The following is a 16,952-nucleotide window of genomic DNA, read 5'->3' as shown; positions in this document are numbered from 1 at the left end:
CTATTCTTGCTCCTGTGGTTGAGAGCGCACAATAAACTTAGTTTTGATGGGCAACTTATAAGCCGCCAATCTCATAGCTTCACGAGCTATTTCTTCGGATACACCAGCGATTTCAAACAAAATCCGACCTGGTTTAACTACAGCTACCCAAAATTCGGGATTACCTTTACCGGAACCCATCCGGGTTTCTGCAGGACGCATGGTAACGGGTTTATCTGGGAAGATGCGAATCCAGATTTTTCCACCCCGGCGAATGTAACGAGTCATTGCCCGACGGGAAGCTTCGATTTGCCGGGAAGTAATCCAGCATGGTTCTTGTGCCTGTAGGGCAAAATCCCCAAAGTTCAGGGTACTGCCACGGTGTGCTAGACCCTCCATGCGTCCGCGTTGTTGTTTGCGGAATTTCGTTCTTTTAGGACTTAACATGATTAGTCATTAGTCATTGGTCATTGGTCATTAGTCACTTGTCATTGGTCATGACTAATGACTATGTTTCATTTGAGCGGTCTTCAAATTGTTGGCGACGGCGTTTTTGGTCACGACGACGGGGTTCACGCTCCCTTCCTGATGGTTGTGGTGCTTCTTCTTGTCCAGGGATAATCTCACCCTTGAATACCCAAACCTTGATACCCAAAATTCCGTAAATTGTTTGGGCTGTACAGTATGAATAATCAATGTCAGCACGCAGTGTATGTAAAGGCACTCTACCTTCACGAGTCCATTCTGTCCGGGCAATTTCCGCACCATTGAGGCGACCACCCACTTGAACTTTAATTCCTTGTACTCCGGCTCTTTGGGCGCGTTGAATCGCTTGGCGCACTACCCGACGGAAGGAAACACGGCGTTCTAATTGTTGAGCGATGTATTCGGCAATTAAATAAGCATCAGCATCAACTTTTTGTACTTCCACAACGTTAATGCGAATTTGCCGTTGACCACCTAACAAGTCTTGCAGTCCGGTACGCAGTGATTCTATACCTTGTCCACCCCGACCTACTACCACACCTGGTCTAGCTGTCCGTAACTCTAAGTCGATTTGGTCAGCTTTGCGCTCAATGCGGATTTCGGAAATACCAGCGTTATTTTGAGCGTTTCTTCCCAGTTTTTTCTCTATGTATTGACGGAGTTTGTGGTCTTCTTGCAGCAGTGCTGGATAACGGTCAGGAACTGCGAACCAACGGGATTGATGTTCTTGTGTAATACCCAGACGAAAACCGACTGGATGAATTTTCTGTCCCACAAATGCTTCCTCTAAAATTTCTTACTGTACGCAATTAGTTGTGGCTGTATGAGTGCTTATTTGGCTGCTTATTTAGCAGCAGTAGCACCTGCACCGACAGCAACAGTAATATGACAGGTCGGTTTGCGAATTTGGTAAGCTCTTCCTTGCGCTCTGGGTTGGAACCGTTTTAAAACTGGACCTTGGTCAGCATAAGCTTGAGTAATTACCAATTCTGCACGATCTAAACCTGCATTGTGTTCAGCATTAGCGGCCGCACTTCTTAACACCTTTAATACTGGTTCACAGGCGCGGTATGGCATAAATTCCAGGATGATTAGTGCTTCCCGATATGAACGCCCCCGGATTTGATCCAGTACACGACGCACTTTGTAGGGAGAAATGCGGATATAACGAGCGATCGCTTTAACTTCTGTAGTATCAGTTGCCATAATTTTCTCCGTTTTGGTCATTTGTCATTGGTCATTTGTTCTTAGCTCATGACTAATGACTAATGACTAATGACTATCTCCCCGATTTTTTATCACTCTTACCATGACCTCTGTAGGTGCGGGTTGGAGCAAATTCTCCCAGCTTATGTCCTACCATTTGTTCGTTCACAAATACGGGGACGTGCTGTTTACCGTTGTGTACAGCGATGGTATGACCCACCATAACGGGTATGATTGTTGAAGCTCTCGACCAAGTTTTGATGACTTGCTTTTCGTTTTTCTCGTTCAGCTTTTCGATTTTGCTGAGTAAGTGATCAGCAACGAAAGGACCTTTTTTTAAAGAACGACCCATAGTTCAATTTTGGATTTTTGATTTTCGATTTTGGATTGATAATTTCGGATTTTGGATGATTCAAGCTACTTGTCAAGACTGCTATTATTTTCATAATTTTGCAGATTTCCACAAGTTAACCGAATCTAAAATCCAAAATTTAAAATCTAAAATTCTAAGACTGACGACCGCCACGACCCCGTTTAGAAGACTTACGGCGACGACGTACAATTAATTTAGTGCTGGCTTTTTTGCGCTTGCGGGTCTTAGCACCTAACGCTGGTTTACCCCAAGGTGTCACAGGACCTGATCTACCAATGGGCGCTCTACCTTCACCACCACCATGTGGGTGATCTACAGGGTTCATGACGCTACCTCTGACCTTGGGACGGCGACCTTTCCAGCGATTCCGTCCGGCTTTACCAGCACTCAGGTTTCTCGCGTCGGTGTTGCCTACTTGTCCGATGGTAGCGTAGCATTCACGGCGAATCATCCGCACTTCACCGGAAGGTAATTTCAATGTCACATAGTTACCTTCTTTAGCCACTACTTGGGCTGTTGCACCAGCAGCACGAACGATTTGACCGCCTTTACCTGCTGTCAGTTCTACGTTGTGAACGTTAGTACCCAAGGGAATGTTAGACAGAGGCAGAGCATTACCATCTTCAAAAGGTGCTTCAGGTCCAGCAATAATTTTCGCGCCTACTTTCAAGCCATTGGGATGTAATATATACCGCTTTTCGCCATCTTCGTACTGAACTAAGGCGATTCGCGCATTCCGGTTAGGATCGTATTCAATTGCTGTAACTGTAGCTGCTATATCCCGTTTATCTCTCTTAAAGTCGATAATCCGGTATAGTTTTTTGTGTCCGCCTCCCCGACGACGGCTGGTTATCCGCCCTTGATTGTTCCGGCCTTTGGCACGGTGAACTGATTCAGTTAGTGATTTTTCTGGCTCAGTTTTGGTGATTTCCGCAAAGTCGGAGATTGTAACTTGGCGAGTACTGGGGGTATAAGGGCGATAAGAACGAGTACCCATAAACGATTTTGTTTTGCTAATTGGTGATTGGTGATTGGTGATTGGTGATTGGTAATTGGTAATTGGTAGTCAATACCTTTCTCAATTCCTGATCCGCCATTCGCCAATTTTTAAACATCTGGGAAGAGAACTTGTCTGATTTTGTCTTCGTCCCCAGCGGCGACGGTAACAATCGCTTTTTTGTACTGAGGCTTAAAGCCGATAAATTTACCTACACGGCGTTTTTTGCGTGGTGGTAAAGTAGTGTTAACCTTGACAACTTTGACTGCAAATAAGTCTTCAATTGCCGCTTTAATCTGTGTCTTGGTGGATTTAGGAGTTACTTCAAATGTGTATTTGTTTTGCTCCATGAGGATGGTCGCTTTCTCGGTGAGAATAGGACGACGCACCAAGTCGGGTAGGTTACGGGGGTCAAAGTTAGGCACTGTAGACCTCCTGAATTTTTGTTAAAGCTGAGGATGTAACTACAATTTTGTCGGCGTGCAGTAAATCAAAAACATTTAACTGATCAGCTGCAATTACTTTTAAATTTTCTACATTGCGGGCTGATAAATTCACGTTTTCTGCGATCTCAGACAAAATTAACAAGGTTTTTTGCTCTGGTGCTGCTCCCCAACGAGCTAATGCTGCTACCAATTCTTTGGTTTTGGGGCGTTGTAGTTCGTTGCTAAATTCTTCTACAACAATTAAATCTTCTGCACGACTAACAAAGGCTGTCCGCAGTGCTAAACGTCTTTCTTTGCGGTTTAGCTTCAAGTTGAAATCTCTGGGTTTTGGTCCAAAGATCACACCACCACCACGCCATAATGGTGAACGAATAGAACCTGCACGGGCGCGACCGGTGCCTTTTTGTCTCCAAGGTTTGCGTCCGCCACCTCGTACTTCTGAACGGGTTTTGGTGCTGGCTGTACCTTGGCGAGAATTAGTCATTTGTCTGACGAGGGCGCGGTGTACTATGTGCGCCGCTGTTTCTTCTTTGGCAACTCGCAACTCGAAGCTGGTTTGTCCAACTTCTTCGCCTTGCCAATTTTTAACTACACTCTCAACCATGTTTGTGTCCTTTGTTAGTGGTCAGTTGTCAGTTAATGCTGACAGCTAATCAACTAAAACTATTTATTACCAACTTTGTTTGTGGGTACTACGTTCACTAATCCACCTGGTTTGCCAGGAATCGCGCCTTTAATCAGGATCAGGTTGCGTTCTGCATCTACTTTGACTACGGTCAGTTTGCGAATTGTAACGCGAGTTCCACCTAGTCTTCCTGCCATCCGTTTGCCAGGATAAACACGACCAGGGGTTGTACCTGCACCGATAGAACCGGGCGCTCTATGGTTTTTAGAACCGTGTGACATGGGTCCGCGTCCGAAGTTGTTACGCTTCTGGTTGCCGGCAAAACCACGACCGATACTTGTACCGATTACGTCTACAATTTGACCTTCACTAAAAATATCTGCTTTAATTTCTTGTCCTAAAGCATATTCACTGGCTGCATCAGTACGATACTCGTTCAAATGCCGCAATGCTGGGGCAGATGATTTTGCCAAGTGTCCTAGTTTCGGTTGATTCAATGCCTTGGGTTTAACTTCGCCATAGCCAACTTGAATGGCGGAGTAACCGTCGGTCTGTTTTGTTTTAACTTGTGTGACAGTGCATGGACCTGCTTTGATTACGGTTACAGGAATGGCTACTCCTGCTTCATCAAAGATTTGGGTCATGCCCAGCTTGGTGCCGAGAATACCTACAGACACAGTAACTGGTTCTCCTTATCTAGTTGCTGACCTGGAAATCGGATTTCTAAGAGACAAGTTTTTTTTAACGTCATTGTGAAGATTCTATCCCCGCAAATTTGGACTGGCGTTTGACAGTGCAAATTCTTGATGACGCAACAAACTGTTTGTCTACTGTTTGGTGAATCCGTCTATTGTTTCACTTTCTTGTCCACCAGAACAGTGATAATTACCTTTTTTATGGGAAGGTATTATTTCTGGTATCAATGCAAGACGCTATTGCTTTACGTTTTTGTGCAGCAATGCTTTCGTCTAAGCCATTGCTCTAGCACTCTCCGTTGGTAGTAGGACTTAAATGGATGTTTCCATTCAGTATCCATTTCCTGAAAACTGCTGTTCAGGCTCTACTGCTTTTAATACCTTAAACTATTGTTTGAGGATTTGCCTTGTTTTAGGGGCTGCGGGAGTGAATTCGGACTGAAGCTTGGTTTTGGCTGTGGGTTATGAGCCTTTAGCTTCTTGTTTTGACCTAAATGCTTTTCTAGCTTACCAGTCTCTTGCTCTTTTCTACCAGATATTGCTGGAAGATTGTTTTTCAGTCATCAATCACTGATGCTGTTTTGGCTTGAGGTTGCTAATTTAGAAAGTTACCTGATTTAACAGTTTGGTCACAATCTAACAATATAATATATTAAGTTGTGTTTGTCCAGTGGTTGATGGGGAAGATTTTTTTTGAGAGGGGTTGATGGTGAGACTTGATAAAATTCTATAACTTAACTTAACTTAATCTACCATCCAAAGGTAAATAATAGAAATATCTAAGTGAAATAAGACGAAAATCTATGGCACTAATTACCACTGGTAGCGGTTTCATCCGAGATTTGGAGAAATTTGGCGCTCTGGGTGTATATGTTCCTTTGGAGGGAGGCCACGAAGGTCGGTATCGCCGTCGTTTACGGGCTGCGGGCTATGTTAACCTCCATATTACAGCTAGAGGTTTGGGAGATGTGGCGGCCTATTTGATGGGAGTTCATGGTGTGAGACCTCCGCATTTGGGTAAAAAAAGCACTGGTAGCGGTGCGGCGGTGGGTGATGTGTATTATCTACCACCTTTGATTGGTTCTCATTTGGAACAACTACCTCCTAAGTCTAAGGGTTTATTGCTGTGGATTATTGAGGGCAATATTCTTTCTGATCAGGAAGTGGAATATTTAGCGAACTTGCCGAAGTTAGAACCACGGGTGAAAGTGGTGATTGAACGGGGTGGCGATCGCTATTTCCGTTGGACTTCACTGGAAAAAACTCTGTTAGCTAGTTAGTTAATGGTCAGTGGTCAGTTGCTTTTTGGCTGACTGCTGACTCTAAATCATTGCATTTGTGCTGCAAATGATGGCTGGTAATCAGAACAGTGTAGATAGTTGATGCAGCGTTTTCTTACAACAAAGATATAAATTCTTCAACGGTTAAACCACTATCTCTAATAATTGCTCTGAGAGTTCCCGTTGCTAATTCCTGATGGTCTGGAACTACAACTTGTACAAAGGGAGCATTTCGGCGCATAATAATATGACTACTCTCTCGACGTTTTTGATAAAAACCTATCTTCTCAAGAGCTTTCACACATTCCCTTCCCGAAATTTTTGGTAACTTGCTCACACAACCACCAGGAACGCTTCAAAATTTTCTTCGGGAACAGGTAAACCATCTTCTTCTAAAGCAGCTATATAACCTGTAATTGCCTCTTTAATATTGAGTAGTGCTTCTGCTTTCGTTTTACCCTGACTCACACATCCTTTGAGGCTGGGACATTCTACGACCCAATAATCACCATCCTTATAAGCTATTACCTGCCTCATATTCTATCTTTCCTCTCTGATGGACAGTTTACAATTAAGACTTATGCAAAAAGACAGCATCTTTTATGTTGTTGAGGTACACCACCAGCTACCAAGATAGTCCTACTAATACACATACAGCATTTTGCGCGTCTATCTGGTACAGGTTATATCTCATTTTCAATTTGATGTAATGATATGCCCTAAATTTTTGTACCTAATCGTTACGCAAAGTGCTGTATATAAAATATAATAATATACTTACTTATTATTACATGATTTAAGCAGCTAAGATGCCCACCCCACAAGAATTAGCAGAATTACATGGAAAATATGGGACAATTTTCCTCAAGAGTCGTCATACTGAAGTAAGGAGAGAAGCAACCACTCCCTCCTCAAAATTGGCGTGAAGGTGATCAAGCAAAAATGAGACGTAAATCAACTGGTAGATCAGCTACTGCTTCTAAAACCTCTGTTTTCCAATCTCCTCTCTTTAATTTCACCACTATTGCCGTTTTGGGAGGGGTGTTGATTTTAGGTATTGGGATTGGTATTGCTTTTAGTTCTACAACTACTTTAAGTCCATCCAATGTGGCTTCCCGTGAATTTATTGATACTAAAGCACCAAACCCGGAAATTTGTGTGCAGTATGGGGCTAGTGCGATGGTGATGGATGCAAGATTATTTGTCACTCTGAACCCTTTTAATGTCTATGTTGCCCAGCCTAGTATTCGTCCTGGATGTGTATTGCGGCAAAATAACTGGGCTATTTTGGAAAATAAGAGATTGGTTACTTCTGATCAGGTGAGAGAGTGTAAAAATCGCTTGAATACTTTTGGCTTTACTGGTGATTTGGACAGTGAAAAGCCAGATATTAGGTGTATATATCAAAATGAATCTGCTCAAAATTTCTTCTTGTCTCAACCAGGTGCAGTAGCACCGACTCAAGAGACGGAAAGGTTCTAGGAGAAGGAGTTCAAGGAGTCAGAATAATTTTAGATTTTAGATTTTAGATTTTAGATTGAAGTTGACAAAAACAATCCAAAATCCAAAATCCAAAATCCAAAATTGTATTCTCAGTCACCAGTCACCAGTTAGTTGTGGGTATGGGTTGCCCAAATTCAATGATAGGAACGCTAAAATTTTGATTTGAATAGTTCTGTGAATTAGGAATATTTGCAGAATAATTAGGAATTGTAATCATGTTGGTGTTTTCTGAAGAATTGGCAGAATTGGGGGGGATGATGGTTAAGTTGGATAATAGAGAGGGGTTTTGAGAATTTAGGGGTGGTGCTGTTACTAAAGGTTGTTGGTTGGTGGGTAAGTTGGTGGTTGGTGGTGGGAGAGTCATGAAAGATGATGGAGATGGTTGATTTTTGGTAGTGGTGTTATTATGATGGGAGAATATGGGGCGTAATACCCAGCGCGTGGGGTTTTTTGGGGAAGCGGGTTGCAGTTTTACTTTGTTGACATCGACAAAAGTTCCTGGTTTTAAGTCGATGACTAGGCGGGTGATGTGTGGGCTATATTGGGAAACGCGAATTTTCTGGATTGTTCCAGAATAGCTTTTTTGGGTGTTGACATTGCCTAGTTGGGTGTTAGGCAAATCTACAACTAGACGGGGGGGTTGATCCAGGTAGAAATACTCTGGTTTGGTGTTTGCGGAAAGGGTAATTTCTAGCTGTTGAGATTTGGGGTTAAGTTGCCATTTGTTGAGTGTTGCTTTTGGTTTTGGTAAATTGGCAATTGCCAGATTAATGCAAGTATTTAGGATTATTGTTGTAGATAATAACAATAAGCTTAACTGCAAAATATTTGATGGTAAAACTTGCCTGGTTTTGAGTAGACTTTTCATATTTTAGATGTTGTTGATGATTGGTGATTACGAATTACGAATTATGTATTGTTTCTTGGTAGCTGGTTTCTAGTAGTAGGGAACTCAGATGAGAGGTAACTTGACTATAACGACGGGTGATAAGTAGGGAAGAACGACATTGAATAGCAAGTTCATCTGTGTATCTTCCTAGAGTTTGTCTTTCGATACCCCAAGCGCGACTAGTACCTGCAATGGTTAAGTCAACATTTTCTGAGGCTGCAAGTACGGCTGACATGGGTTCTGGATCGCTGATGGTTTTGATTTCTATGCGATCGCGTACATTGGCTGGTAGTTGGGAAATCATTCCGTTTAATTCATAACTTAATTCATCTTGGGTTTGATTTGCTGTTAAGACTTGTAAAATCTGCAACATACAGGTATCACGGTTGATGAGTAGTCGCAGGGCAAGGATCAGGGCTAAGTCATCATGGATATTTGCAGAGTAGGGAACTAGCAAATTTTCCTGGCGATCGCCTCCTCTATCTATGAATACTGCTACATCTACTGGTGCGGTGCTGAGAATTTGTCCCACTCTACCACCTAAACGATTATTACTAAAGGCTGGGCGATGCCATCCTACAAGTATTAAGTCTGGTTGTTCTATTTGGGCTATTTGGGCTGTTTCTCTGGCGACATTACTAGAGATACGAACGATAGGATGGATATAAGAGCGAATGATTGGCGGTTCTAGAGTATCAATTAATTCTTCTAGTTGGTGATGACGCTCGGTAATTAAGCGGTTAGCTTCTGTGGGTGTATTTTCAAAACCGTAGTCTTCCTCTAATTCGATTAAACTGAGAGGATTGATCACCGCAGGTTGTCGATAGTTGAGGGCGATCGCTACTGCTAATTGCACTAAACCTTTTTGGGTGCTGGGGTTAGCTACAGGTACTAAAATCCGATATGGGGTAACAAAAGATTCTATTGTTTCTATTATTTCTGTGTTTGTATTTGTCTCTTGTTTTGGTTCTGGTTCAACAACATCTAATTTAATTAACCGTTTGGGATATGTCCATTCTAATAATGGTGATGTCATAAATGTTGTTACCAAAGCCATCACTACCAACATGGTAAATAGTAAAGGTGATATTACTCCTAATTCCAAACCAATATTTAAAACAATTAATTCTGTTAAACCGCGAGTATTCATTAACCAACCCAGGGCTGATGCTTCTCTTTTATTAATCCCACTGACACGGGCGGCGAAATAAGCACCAAAATATTTACCTGCTATGGCTACTCCTAAAACTAATGCACATAGTAACCATAATTGTGGACTGTTGAGTAAACCGATTTGTGTTCTTAAACCACTATAGGCAAAAAAAACAGGGAGGAGAAAAATTAAGACGAAATCTTCAGTTTTTATGGCTAATTCTCTGACTAATTCAGCATTTTTGGGCATGACTGCACCTAATAAAAATGCACCGAAAATCAGGTGAATACCGATAAATTCAGTAATGAGAGCAGATGCAACTACTCCCATATAAATTAACGCTAGAAGAAATTGGCTTAACTTTCTTGTGCGGTGATAATGGGTAAGAAGACGTTGGAGAAACCACCGCCCAACGGTGAACATAAAACCAATGTAGATGAGACTTTCAACAATGGTGAGGATAGCTTTTTGATCGATGCTACCATTACGAGCAACGGCGATCGCTATTGCTAAAATACACCATGCTGTTACATCATCAACGGCGGCGCAAGTTAAAGCTAATGTTCCTAATTTTGTGCCTTGTAAATTATTTTCGGTGATAATTCTCGCCAATACAGGAAAAGCTGTGATTGACATTGCTGCACCTAAAAATAAAGCAAAGGCCGTAAAGGATACACTGGCATTAGCAATGAGTGGATACAGCAGCAAAGATAAAATCCCAGCTAGAGAAAACGGCACAATTATGCTGATATTGGAAATAATAATAGCTGATTTTAAATTACCGCTGAGATATTTGGGATTTAGCTCTAAACCTATCAAAAACATGAAAAATATTAGTCCTACCTGAGATAAAACATTCAGGAAAGGTATGGTTTCTGCTGGAAACAGTGTAGCTGCTGCATGGGGAGCAATGAAACCAAATAATGATGGTCCCAACATTATACCAGCGACAATTTCACCGATGACTAAAGGTTGTTTAATTGATTTAAATGCCAATCCTACTAACCTTGACATTCCAATTACAATTAACACCTCAACCAGAACGAGAATAACTGTGTGCATAGTTTCCTCTTGACTCTTCGGGTTCCCTAAGATGATTCTTTAAAGGATGGCAAAATGTCAACCTTGTTAGACACAATACAGGTGTATTCTATTTATTTTGATGTTAATTATTGTTAAGTAGCAAAAAGCTGTCAGGAGTCAGGAGTCAGGAGTCAGGAGTTCAAGAAGTCAGTAATAAGCTATCAGTAATCAATAATTAGTAATTAGTAAACAGTAATCAGCTAATAGCAGCATGAGCAAGAATTGAGAAGTTTTAATTTCGTGAAGTTTTAATTTCGTGAATTTTATCTGTTTCTGTTTATTTTCGTTCTTTGTATTTCAATATTTCAGGTACTGAAGGAAACGGGAGCATCTCAATTTTGAAAAAATAACCGCTGCAACACCAAAAACTCTCTAAAAATCTCTTACCTTTGTGTCCTTCGTACCTACCCTTCGGGAACACCTTCGGTGAACGTGGTTCGTTCATTTCACGTCTTGACCTCAAGCAAAAAATAAACTTACACATTTGGGATGCTCCCGAAGGAAACCGACGGCTAAATGCTGAAAAAAAATCAATTCTTTCTCCTGACTCCTGACTCCTGACTCCTGAACTCCTGAACTTTTGAACTCCTGAACTCCTAAATTCTTGTAAATATGTCGTTAAATTTTGTTAAGATTGAGTATGGCGTTAGCTTTACCCCTTATATCCCCTATCTGAGAGATATTTCATGTTGCGACTGGAACACATTAGTAAAATTTACCCTACAGGCGAAGTTTTAAAGGATATCAACTGGGAAGTGAAACCAGGCGATCGCATTGGTTTGGTTGGTGTTAACGGTGCGGGAAAGTCTACCCAACTGAAAATTATCTCTGGGGAAATTGAACCCACTGCTGGGGAAATTATCCGCCCTGCTAGTTTACACATAGCTTACCTCAACCAAGAATTTGAAGTTGATCCAACGCGGACAGTTAATGAAGAATTTTGGACAGTTTTCAAGGAAGCTAACGCAGTTCAGTTAGCTTTGCACGAAGTACAACGGGAAATGGAAACTGCCACTCTGGAGGAATTAGATAAACTGATTCATAAGTTAGATAAATTACAGCGTCAGTTTGAAGCGTTGGATGGTTATGGTTTAGATGCTCGCATTGGTAAGATTTTACCGGAAATGGGCTTTCAAGTGGAAGATGGCGATCGCCTAGTCAGTGCTTTTTCTGGCGGTTGGCAAATGCGGATGAGTTTAGGTAAAATTCTCCTGCAAGAACCAGATTTATTACTACTAGACGAACCGACAAACCATTTAGATTTAGAAACCATTGAATGGTTAGAAAATTACCTGAAAAAATTACTCACTCCAATGGTGATAGTTTCCCATGACCGGGAATTTTTGGATCGACTTTGTACACAAATTGTCGAAACTGAAAGAGGAGTTTCTAGCACTTACCTGGGTAATTATTCAGCATATCTACAACAAAAAGCAGAAAATGAATCTGCACAAATGAGTGCCTTTGAACGTCAACAAAAAGAATTAGAAAAACAGCAAGCATTTGTAGATAGATTCCGCGCTAGTGCAACTCGCAGCACCCAAGCAAAAAGCCGAGAAAAGCAATTAGAAAAAGTTGAAAGAATTGAAGCACCAACCGCAGGAGTTAGAACTTTACATTTTCGCTTTCCCCCCGCACCTCGTAGCGGTAGAGAAGTAGTAGAAATTAAAGAGTTAACCCATGTTTATGGGGATAAAATTCTGTTTTTAGGTGCTAATTTGTTGATAGAAAGAGGTGATAGAATCGCCTTTTTAGGTCCTAATGGTGCAGGAAAATCTACACTGTTAAAAATGATTATGGGTGTAGAACCTCCCACAGAAGGAACTGTGAAACTGGGAGATCATAATGTTATCCCTGGTTATTTTGAACAAAACCAAGCAGAAGCATTAGATTTGAATAAAACAGTCATGCAAACAATACATGATGAAGTTCCCGACTGGACAAACGAAGAAGTGCGTACACTGTTAGGTAAATTTCTATTTACAGGTGATACCGTTTTTAAGAAAGTGGGAGCTTTAAGTGGAGGAGAAAAAGCCAGGTTAGCACTAGCGAAAATGTTGCTAGAACCAGTGAATTTAATCATTTTAGATGAGCCTACTAACCACTTAGATATTCCAGCTAAGGAAATGATGGAAGAAGCTTTGCAAAACTATGATGGTACTGCCATTGTAGTATCTCACGACCGTTATTTTATCTCCCAAGTTGCAAATAAAATTGTTGAGATTCGGGATGGAGAATTTCGGGTTTATTTGGGAGATTATCATTATTATTTGCGGAAGATTGAAGAGGAGAAGGAACAAGCAAAGTTAGCTGCAATAGAAGCGGAAAAAGCAGCGAAGAAAGCAGCGAAATCAGCAAAATCAGCAGCGAAGAAGAAGTAGGTTTGTTTTTAAAAACAATAAAAACTAATATTTGGTAATCCTCAACTATTAATAAGTTGGGGATTTTTTTGTCTGATTCTGACACTTATCATTGATTTACTAAATAAAATCACCAAACCAATTTTCTATTTTGAGATTGTGAAACTCACTAAAATCTGCAATATTATTTGTTACTAAAATTAAATCATTTACCTTTGCTATTGCTGCAATTTGTCCATCTGGCTATGCAGGAGTTTTTCCTATTCCCACAAGTCGCGCTCTTTCGTTAGCAAACCATTCGGCAGCTACATCATCATAGTGTAAAATTGGTATTTTTGGTTTAATTATCTGGTGCAAATAGTTAGTAATTTTATTTTTCTTTTTAGAAGGTGGTAAACGATAGCAACCAAATAATAGTTCATGCCATGTTACTGATGCCATAGCAATTTCTAATTCATATTTTACCATTTTTTGTAAAACTGCTTGATTCGGTTCTATCTTTAAAGGTTCAGAGATAATATTAGTATCTAATAAAAAGCGAATCACCAAATTACCTCTCTTCCTGGATGATAATCACGAATATTGCCCCAAATTTCATCAGGGTTAATTTCTATTTCTTCTTCTATCAATTCTTATCGGAATTTTGCTATACATTCACCAAGAGTTAATTTCTCAATTTCGTTTTCATTGAAGTTAGTATTTTGTGTTTTTAGATTTTTAATCATTATTATAAATTCTGCTATTTGCGTTTCTGTCATGGTTTCTATTTCTGCTAGTAATTCTTCTTTCAATGTCATTGTTTTAATTCCTGAATCAAATATTTTTAGTTTCTATACCATTAAAATAATCTACCCAGACACTTGAATCTACAATAATCATCAGTTGATTCTCTTTTCTTCTAAATTATCTTCCCATTGCAGTTTTCCTCTATAGGATTTGATTCTTTCTTGTTGTTTGAGTATTTTTAATTGGTGTATTTCTTGTTGAAAATTATGCCAATAATTAAACTGTTCATTGGGGAAATTTTGATGATGATATTCAGCTTTTTCACTACAAACTCTTTCTAGTAAAGTTAGTAAATTATTGATACTTTTAGTAAAATCATCGTCATTAGGTAATCTATCCAAGAGTGTTTGATATATTTTTTGTTCCAGTTCATCCACTAATGATTCTTGTTTAAATGTCATTGTTTTAATTCCTGAATCAAATATCTTTATTATATCATTACTTGTCTGAATCAGGATGTCCAGGATTTGAGGATTAACAGGATTGTTATTGTTTACTTTTCTATCGCAATACAGTTTTCAACTACGCGACATAAATAACATCCTTTTTTACTGAACTTATTACTTGAGGTTTTAACATCTTTTTAGTTACTAAATCAACGGATAAACCTAAATTATCTTCTAGGAAAAATTTCAAATCCATATATTGATCAAAGGTAACTTTTCCTTGAAATTCTACCAGTAAATCAAGATCACTGGTAGTTTTTGCTTCATCTCTTGCATAAGAACCAAATAAAGCTAAGGAAGTGACACCATAACTTTTTATTTTGGTTAAATTTTCTCTGAGGAAATTAATTAAAGCTTCTCTATTCATGATTAATCCTCTCATCCTCAAAATCCTTTAATCCTGGATATCCTGATTCTGACAAAATAAATCCTAATGTAAAAAATATAATACCTCTAATTAAGTAATACTGTAAAGCAGAAATAAAATAACTTATGTAAATTTTTATTGAACATGGTATAATGATGGTATAGTAAGTTAATGTATCTTAATTTGTATGGATCGTAATCAAGGTTTACAGGATAGTAATTGATTAATTGACTCTTAGTATTAAAAATGATAAAATATTAATTGAAAACATCTATATATCATTGTGAAAGCAGGAGGCAGATATTATGTTATCAACCCAAATTGAGCAAGAATCCGTGATTAAGAGAGTTGAGAGAGTAGTATATATTTTAATGGAAGAGAATCCCATATTTAAAGAGGATCTTGATTATGCTGCAATAGTCAAACATATATTAAAAATTGTTCAGGAAAATTTAACACCTGAAAGATTTAATAATATGTCTGATGAAAAGTTAAAGGAAAATTGTGATTTTGTAATGTCAACAGAAGTATTATCCAAAATAGGGGAAGATTTGACACCTGAACAAATGGCCATTTTTGATGAAGCAATTAAACGTAAGTAAGGAAATTCATAAATAAATACATGGGTTATTTGTTAGATACTAATATTGTTTCTTTAGCTATTAAAAATGATTTTCGCATCAAACAAAGGCTACAAATAAGCAAATTTGAGGGGATAGATATTTACATTAGCTGTATTACCTATTTTGAAGTTAGAAGAGGGTTTCTAGCGTTTGACGCTCCTAAACAAAGAGAAAGATTTAACCAACTTTGTCAAAAATATCCAATAATTTTTCTAGATGATTTGGCGATTTTAGAAAAAGCTGCGGAAATTCATGCGAATTTAAGATTAAAAGGTTTACCAATTCAAAGTGAAGATGTTTTAATTGCTGCTACGGCAATGATTAAAGGTTTAACTGTGGTTTCTAATGATAGTGATTTAACTAGAGTTGAGGGTTTAAGTTTAGAAAATTGGTTGGTGTGATAAAATTAATAAATTGAGAATTTTAGAGGTTTAATAAATGTTATCTAAATTCAGAGTTCAACATTATAAAAGTCTGTTTGATACGGAAATAGATTTAGAACCATTAATTGTATTTATTGGTTCTAATGGTTCTGGGAAATCGAATATTTGTGAAGTTTTGGCAGTATTATCTGATTTTCTGCAAAGGCTTATGGATAATAAAAAAGGTAAACAAATTATTTTCCCTTTTTTTTCGGAATCATTAAAAGCTGTAAGTAAAAATCAGCAGAGTATAGAGTCTAAATTTTGGCATGGAAAGCTAGATTATCTTTTGTTTGAAGCTAGTACCAATAATACAATAAAATCCACTGATCATGAAGATAATCAAGATTTTTTAGATATATTAATTACTCTAAATTATCCTCACAAAACTGTTACCATAGCAAACAAAAAAAGAACCTTATATCGAGAGAGAAACTCTACACCTGAACTAAGAGAACTTTTAGTTGATTGCAAATTTCCAGATTCTCCTATTGGTCATTCTCTTAAAAAGATTAATATTTACGACTTTGCGCCCAGTTCTATTGCTAGTAAAGCCACATCAAATGGTTACATGGAAAAAACTGGAGAAGGAATAGCTTATGCTTTGCTGGATATTTTATTAGCTAATCGTGAAGGATTTGATGAGTTGCAGGAAAGGTTAACACTGCTTGTTCCTAATATTAAGAAAATCGTCTTACCTCGTAGTGAAAATAACACATTTTCCCTAGAATTGGTTGATAAATATTCAGAACATCATATTCCTGCTGCTGATATTTCAGATGGGACATTAAGAATTTTAGCTTTTTTAACTGCACTTTATCAAGAAAATACTCCCAGTATTATTTGTTTTGAAGAAATAGAAAATGGTGTGCATCCTTGGTTATTGCATAAAATGATGGAGTTGCTAAAAATTGTTTCCACTGAGGGAATAACTGGAAACCCAGTACAAGTTTTAATTACAACCCATTCTCCTGTGTTATTAAATTACGTCGAACCTCATCAAGTGCGTGCTGTTGAGTTAGATAAAGAAGGTAAAACCCAAGTTCATAAATTACCTCTTGAGTCTGTGAGATTTCAAAAAGCTTTAGAAGCTTATGATGGTGCTTTAGGTGAACTTTGGTTTACAAATGTGTTTGGAGGGAATCCAACATAAGTCGGAGGATTCGCATAGGTTTGATAGCTGAAGGGGAAGCAGAATTAGGTGCAAGTGTTCCCTATATTAAACCAGAAGCT

General features: G+C 38.8%; 22 protein-coding genes. 6 read left to right on the top strand and 16 right to left on the bottom strand.

Translation table 11 applies throughout. The annotated features are described in order from the left end of the window. From rplP to rplC, 8 genes are all read right to left on the bottom strand, one after another. Complete coding sequence (gene rplP, locus IQ237_RS01585; RefSeq protein WP_096570365.1) at window positions 1-426, bottom strand: 50S ribosomal protein L16; 426 nt, start codon at window positions 424-426, stop codon at window positions 1-3. Window positions 427-487: 61 nt separating this feature from the next. Next, window positions 488-1,240: a 30S ribosomal protein S3 gene (gene rpsC / locus IQ237_RS01580; RefSeq protein WP_194051582.1), complete on the bottom strand. Its 753-nt coding sequence runs from the start codon at window positions 1,238-1,240 to the stop codon at window positions 488-490. A gap of 68 nt (window positions 1,241-1,308) precedes the next feature. Beyond that, window positions 1,309-1,671, bottom strand: a complete 363-nt coding sequence (gene rplV, locus IQ237_RS01575) for a 50S ribosomal protein L22 (protein ID WP_096570361.1) — start codon at window positions 1,669-1,671, stop codon at window positions 1,309-1,311. A gap of 73 nt (window positions 1,672-1,744) precedes the next feature. Next, the gene (gene rpsS / locus IQ237_RS01570; RefSeq protein WP_096570360.1) at window positions 1,745-2,023 is read right to left on the bottom strand and encodes a 30S ribosomal protein S19; all 279 of its coding nucleotides are present in this window, start codon (window positions 2,021-2,023) and stop codon (window positions 1,745-1,747) included. A 154-nt stretch (window positions 2,024-2,177) separates the two neighbouring features. Further along, on the bottom strand, window positions 2,178-3,041 hold the full coding sequence (gene rplB / locus IQ237_RS01565; protein ID WP_194051580.1) for a 50S ribosomal protein L2: 864 nt from the start codon (window positions 3,039-3,041) through the stop codon (window positions 2,178-2,180). Window positions 3,042-3,151: 110 nt separating this feature from the next. Then, window positions 3,152-3,466: a 50S ribosomal protein L23 gene (locus IQ237_RS01560; RefSeq protein ID WP_096570355.1), complete on the bottom strand. Its 315-nt coding sequence runs from the start codon at window positions 3,464-3,466 to the stop codon at window positions 3,152-3,154. Then, window positions 3,459-4,091 carry a 50S ribosomal protein L4 gene (rplD, locus tag IQ237_RS01555; RefSeq protein WP_194051578.1) on the bottom strand — a complete coding sequence of 211 codons (633 nt, stop codon included), beginning with the start codon at window positions 4,089-4,091 and terminating at the stop codon, window positions 3,459-3,461. Before rplD ends, IQ237_RS01560 begins: the two co-directional genes overlap by 8 nt. A gap of 59 nt (window positions 4,092-4,150) precedes the next feature. Beyond that, window positions 4,151-4,789 carry a 50S ribosomal protein L3 gene (gene rplC, locus IQ237_RS01550; RefSeq protein ID WP_194051576.1) on the bottom strand — a complete coding sequence of 213 codons (639 nt, stop codon included), beginning with the start codon at window positions 4,787-4,789 and terminating at the stop codon, window positions 4,151-4,153. A gap of 821 nt (window positions 4,790-5,610) precedes the next feature. Here rplC and IQ237_RS01545 point away from each other — a divergent pair. Beyond that, window positions 5,611-6,087 (top strand): NAD(P)H-quinone oxidoreductase subunit N, encoded by a 477-nt coding sequence (locus IQ237_RS01545; protein WP_194051574.1) that lies wholly within the window; start codon window positions 5,611-5,613, stop codon window positions 6,085-6,087. Window positions 6,088-6,202: 115 nt separating this feature from the next. Here the strand turns inward: IQ237_RS01545 and IQ237_RS01540 are convergent, their stop codons facing one another. Beyond that, a complete protein-coding gene (locus IQ237_RS01540) occupies window positions 6,203-6,424 on the bottom strand; it encodes a type II toxin-antitoxin system HicA family toxin (RefSeq protein ID WP_194051572.1) in 222 nt (73 codons plus the stop codon). Then, window positions 6,421-6,624, bottom strand: coding sequence for a type II toxin-antitoxin system HicB family antitoxin (locus IQ237_RS01535; RefSeq protein WP_194051570.1), 204 nt, complete (start codon window positions 6,622-6,624; stop codon window positions 6,421-6,423). Before IQ237_RS01535 ends, IQ237_RS01540 begins: the two co-directional genes overlap by 4 nt. Before the next feature lie 405 nt (window positions 6,625-7,029). Here IQ237_RS01535 and IQ237_RS01530 point away from each other — a divergent pair, with 405 nt between their 5' ends. After that, window positions 7,030-7,569: a DUF3172 domain-containing protein gene (locus IQ237_RS01530; RefSeq protein ID WP_194051568.1), complete on the top strand. Its 540-nt coding sequence runs from the start codon at window positions 7,030-7,032 to the stop codon at window positions 7,567-7,569. 121 nt (window positions 7,570-7,690) lie between these two features. On the opposite strand, the gene IQ237_RS01525 is transcribed toward IQ237_RS01530, so the two are convergent. Both IQ237_RS01525 and IQ237_RS01520 read right to left on the bottom strand, forming a co-directional pair. Beyond that, a complete protein-coding gene (locus IQ237_RS01525) occupies window positions 7,691-8,458 on the bottom strand; it encodes an AMIN domain-containing protein (RefSeq protein WP_194051566.1) in 768 nt (255 codons plus the stop codon). A 34-nt stretch (window positions 8,459-8,492) separates the two neighbouring features. Beyond that, window positions 8,493-10,694, bottom strand: coding sequence for a cation:proton antiporter (locus IQ237_RS01520; protein ID WP_194051564.1), 2,202 nt, complete (start codon window positions 10,692-10,694; stop codon window positions 8,493-8,495). 707 nt (window positions 10,695-11,401) lie between these two features. Between IQ237_RS01520 and IQ237_RS01515 the strand changes: the two genes are divergently transcribed. Continuing rightward, window positions 11,402-13,096, top strand: coding sequence for an ABC-F family ATP-binding cassette domain-containing protein (locus IQ237_RS01515; protein ID WP_194051561.1), 1,695 nt, complete (start codon window positions 11,402-11,404; stop codon window positions 13,094-13,096). Between the two features lie 222 nt (window positions 13,097-13,318). Here IQ237_RS01515 and IQ237_RS01510 read toward each other — a convergent pair whose 3' ends face one another. The 4 genes from IQ237_RS01510 to IQ237_RS01495 form a co-directional block, all read right to left on the bottom strand. Continuing rightward, the gene (locus IQ237_RS01510; RefSeq protein WP_309225564.1) at window positions 13,319-13,621 is read right to left on the bottom strand and encodes a PIN domain-containing protein; all 303 of its coding nucleotides are present in this window, start codon (window positions 13,619-13,621) and stop codon (window positions 13,319-13,321) included. Between the two features lie 86 nt (window positions 13,622-13,707). After that, entirely contained in the window at window positions 13,708-13,872 is a 165-nt protein-coding gene (locus IQ237_RS01505; RefSeq protein WP_194051871.1) for a hypothetical protein, read from the bottom strand. A gap of 81 nt (window positions 13,873-13,953) precedes the next feature. Beyond that, a complete protein-coding gene (locus IQ237_RS01500; RefSeq protein WP_194051559.1) occupies window positions 13,954-14,262 on the bottom strand; it encodes a hypothetical protein in 309 nt (102 codons plus the stop codon). A 121-nt stretch (window positions 14,263-14,383) separates the two neighbouring features. Further along, a complete protein-coding gene (locus IQ237_RS01495) occupies window positions 14,384-14,674 on the bottom strand; it encodes a nucleotidyltransferase family protein (protein ID WP_194051557.1) in 291 nt (96 codons plus the stop codon). A 305-nt stretch (window positions 14,675-14,979) separates the two neighbouring features. On the opposite strand from IQ237_RS01495, the gene IQ237_RS01490 reads away from it, so the two are divergent. Genes IQ237_RS01490 through IQ237_RS01480 form a run of 3 tightly spaced genes read left to right on the top strand, consistent with a single transcriptional unit; the run spans window position 14,980 to window position 16,872 of the window. Then, complete coding sequence (locus IQ237_RS01490; protein WP_194051555.1) at window positions 14,980-15,276, top strand: hypothetical protein; 297 nt, start codon at window positions 14,980-14,982, stop codon at window positions 15,274-15,276. Between the two features lie 20 nt (window positions 15,277-15,296). After that, window positions 15,297-15,698, top strand: a complete 402-nt coding sequence (locus IQ237_RS01485; RefSeq protein WP_194051553.1) for a type II toxin-antitoxin system VapC family toxin — start codon at window positions 15,297-15,299, stop codon at window positions 15,696-15,698. 37 nt (window positions 15,699-15,735) lie between these two features. Beyond that, on the top strand, window positions 15,736-16,872 hold the full coding sequence (locus tag IQ237_RS01480; protein ID WP_194051551.1) for an AAA family ATPase: 1,137 nt from the start codon (window positions 15,736-15,738) through the stop codon (window positions 16,870-16,872). Window positions 16,873-16,952 lie beyond the last annotated feature (80 nt).

The organism is Sphaerospermopsis sp. LEGE 08334 (genome assembly GCF_015207205.1).
Taxonomy (GTDB): Bacteria; Cyanobacteriota; Cyanobacteriia; order Cyanobacteriales; family Nostocaceae; genus Sphaerospermopsis.
This window is presented reverse-complemented; position numbering and strand designations above follow the sequence as displayed.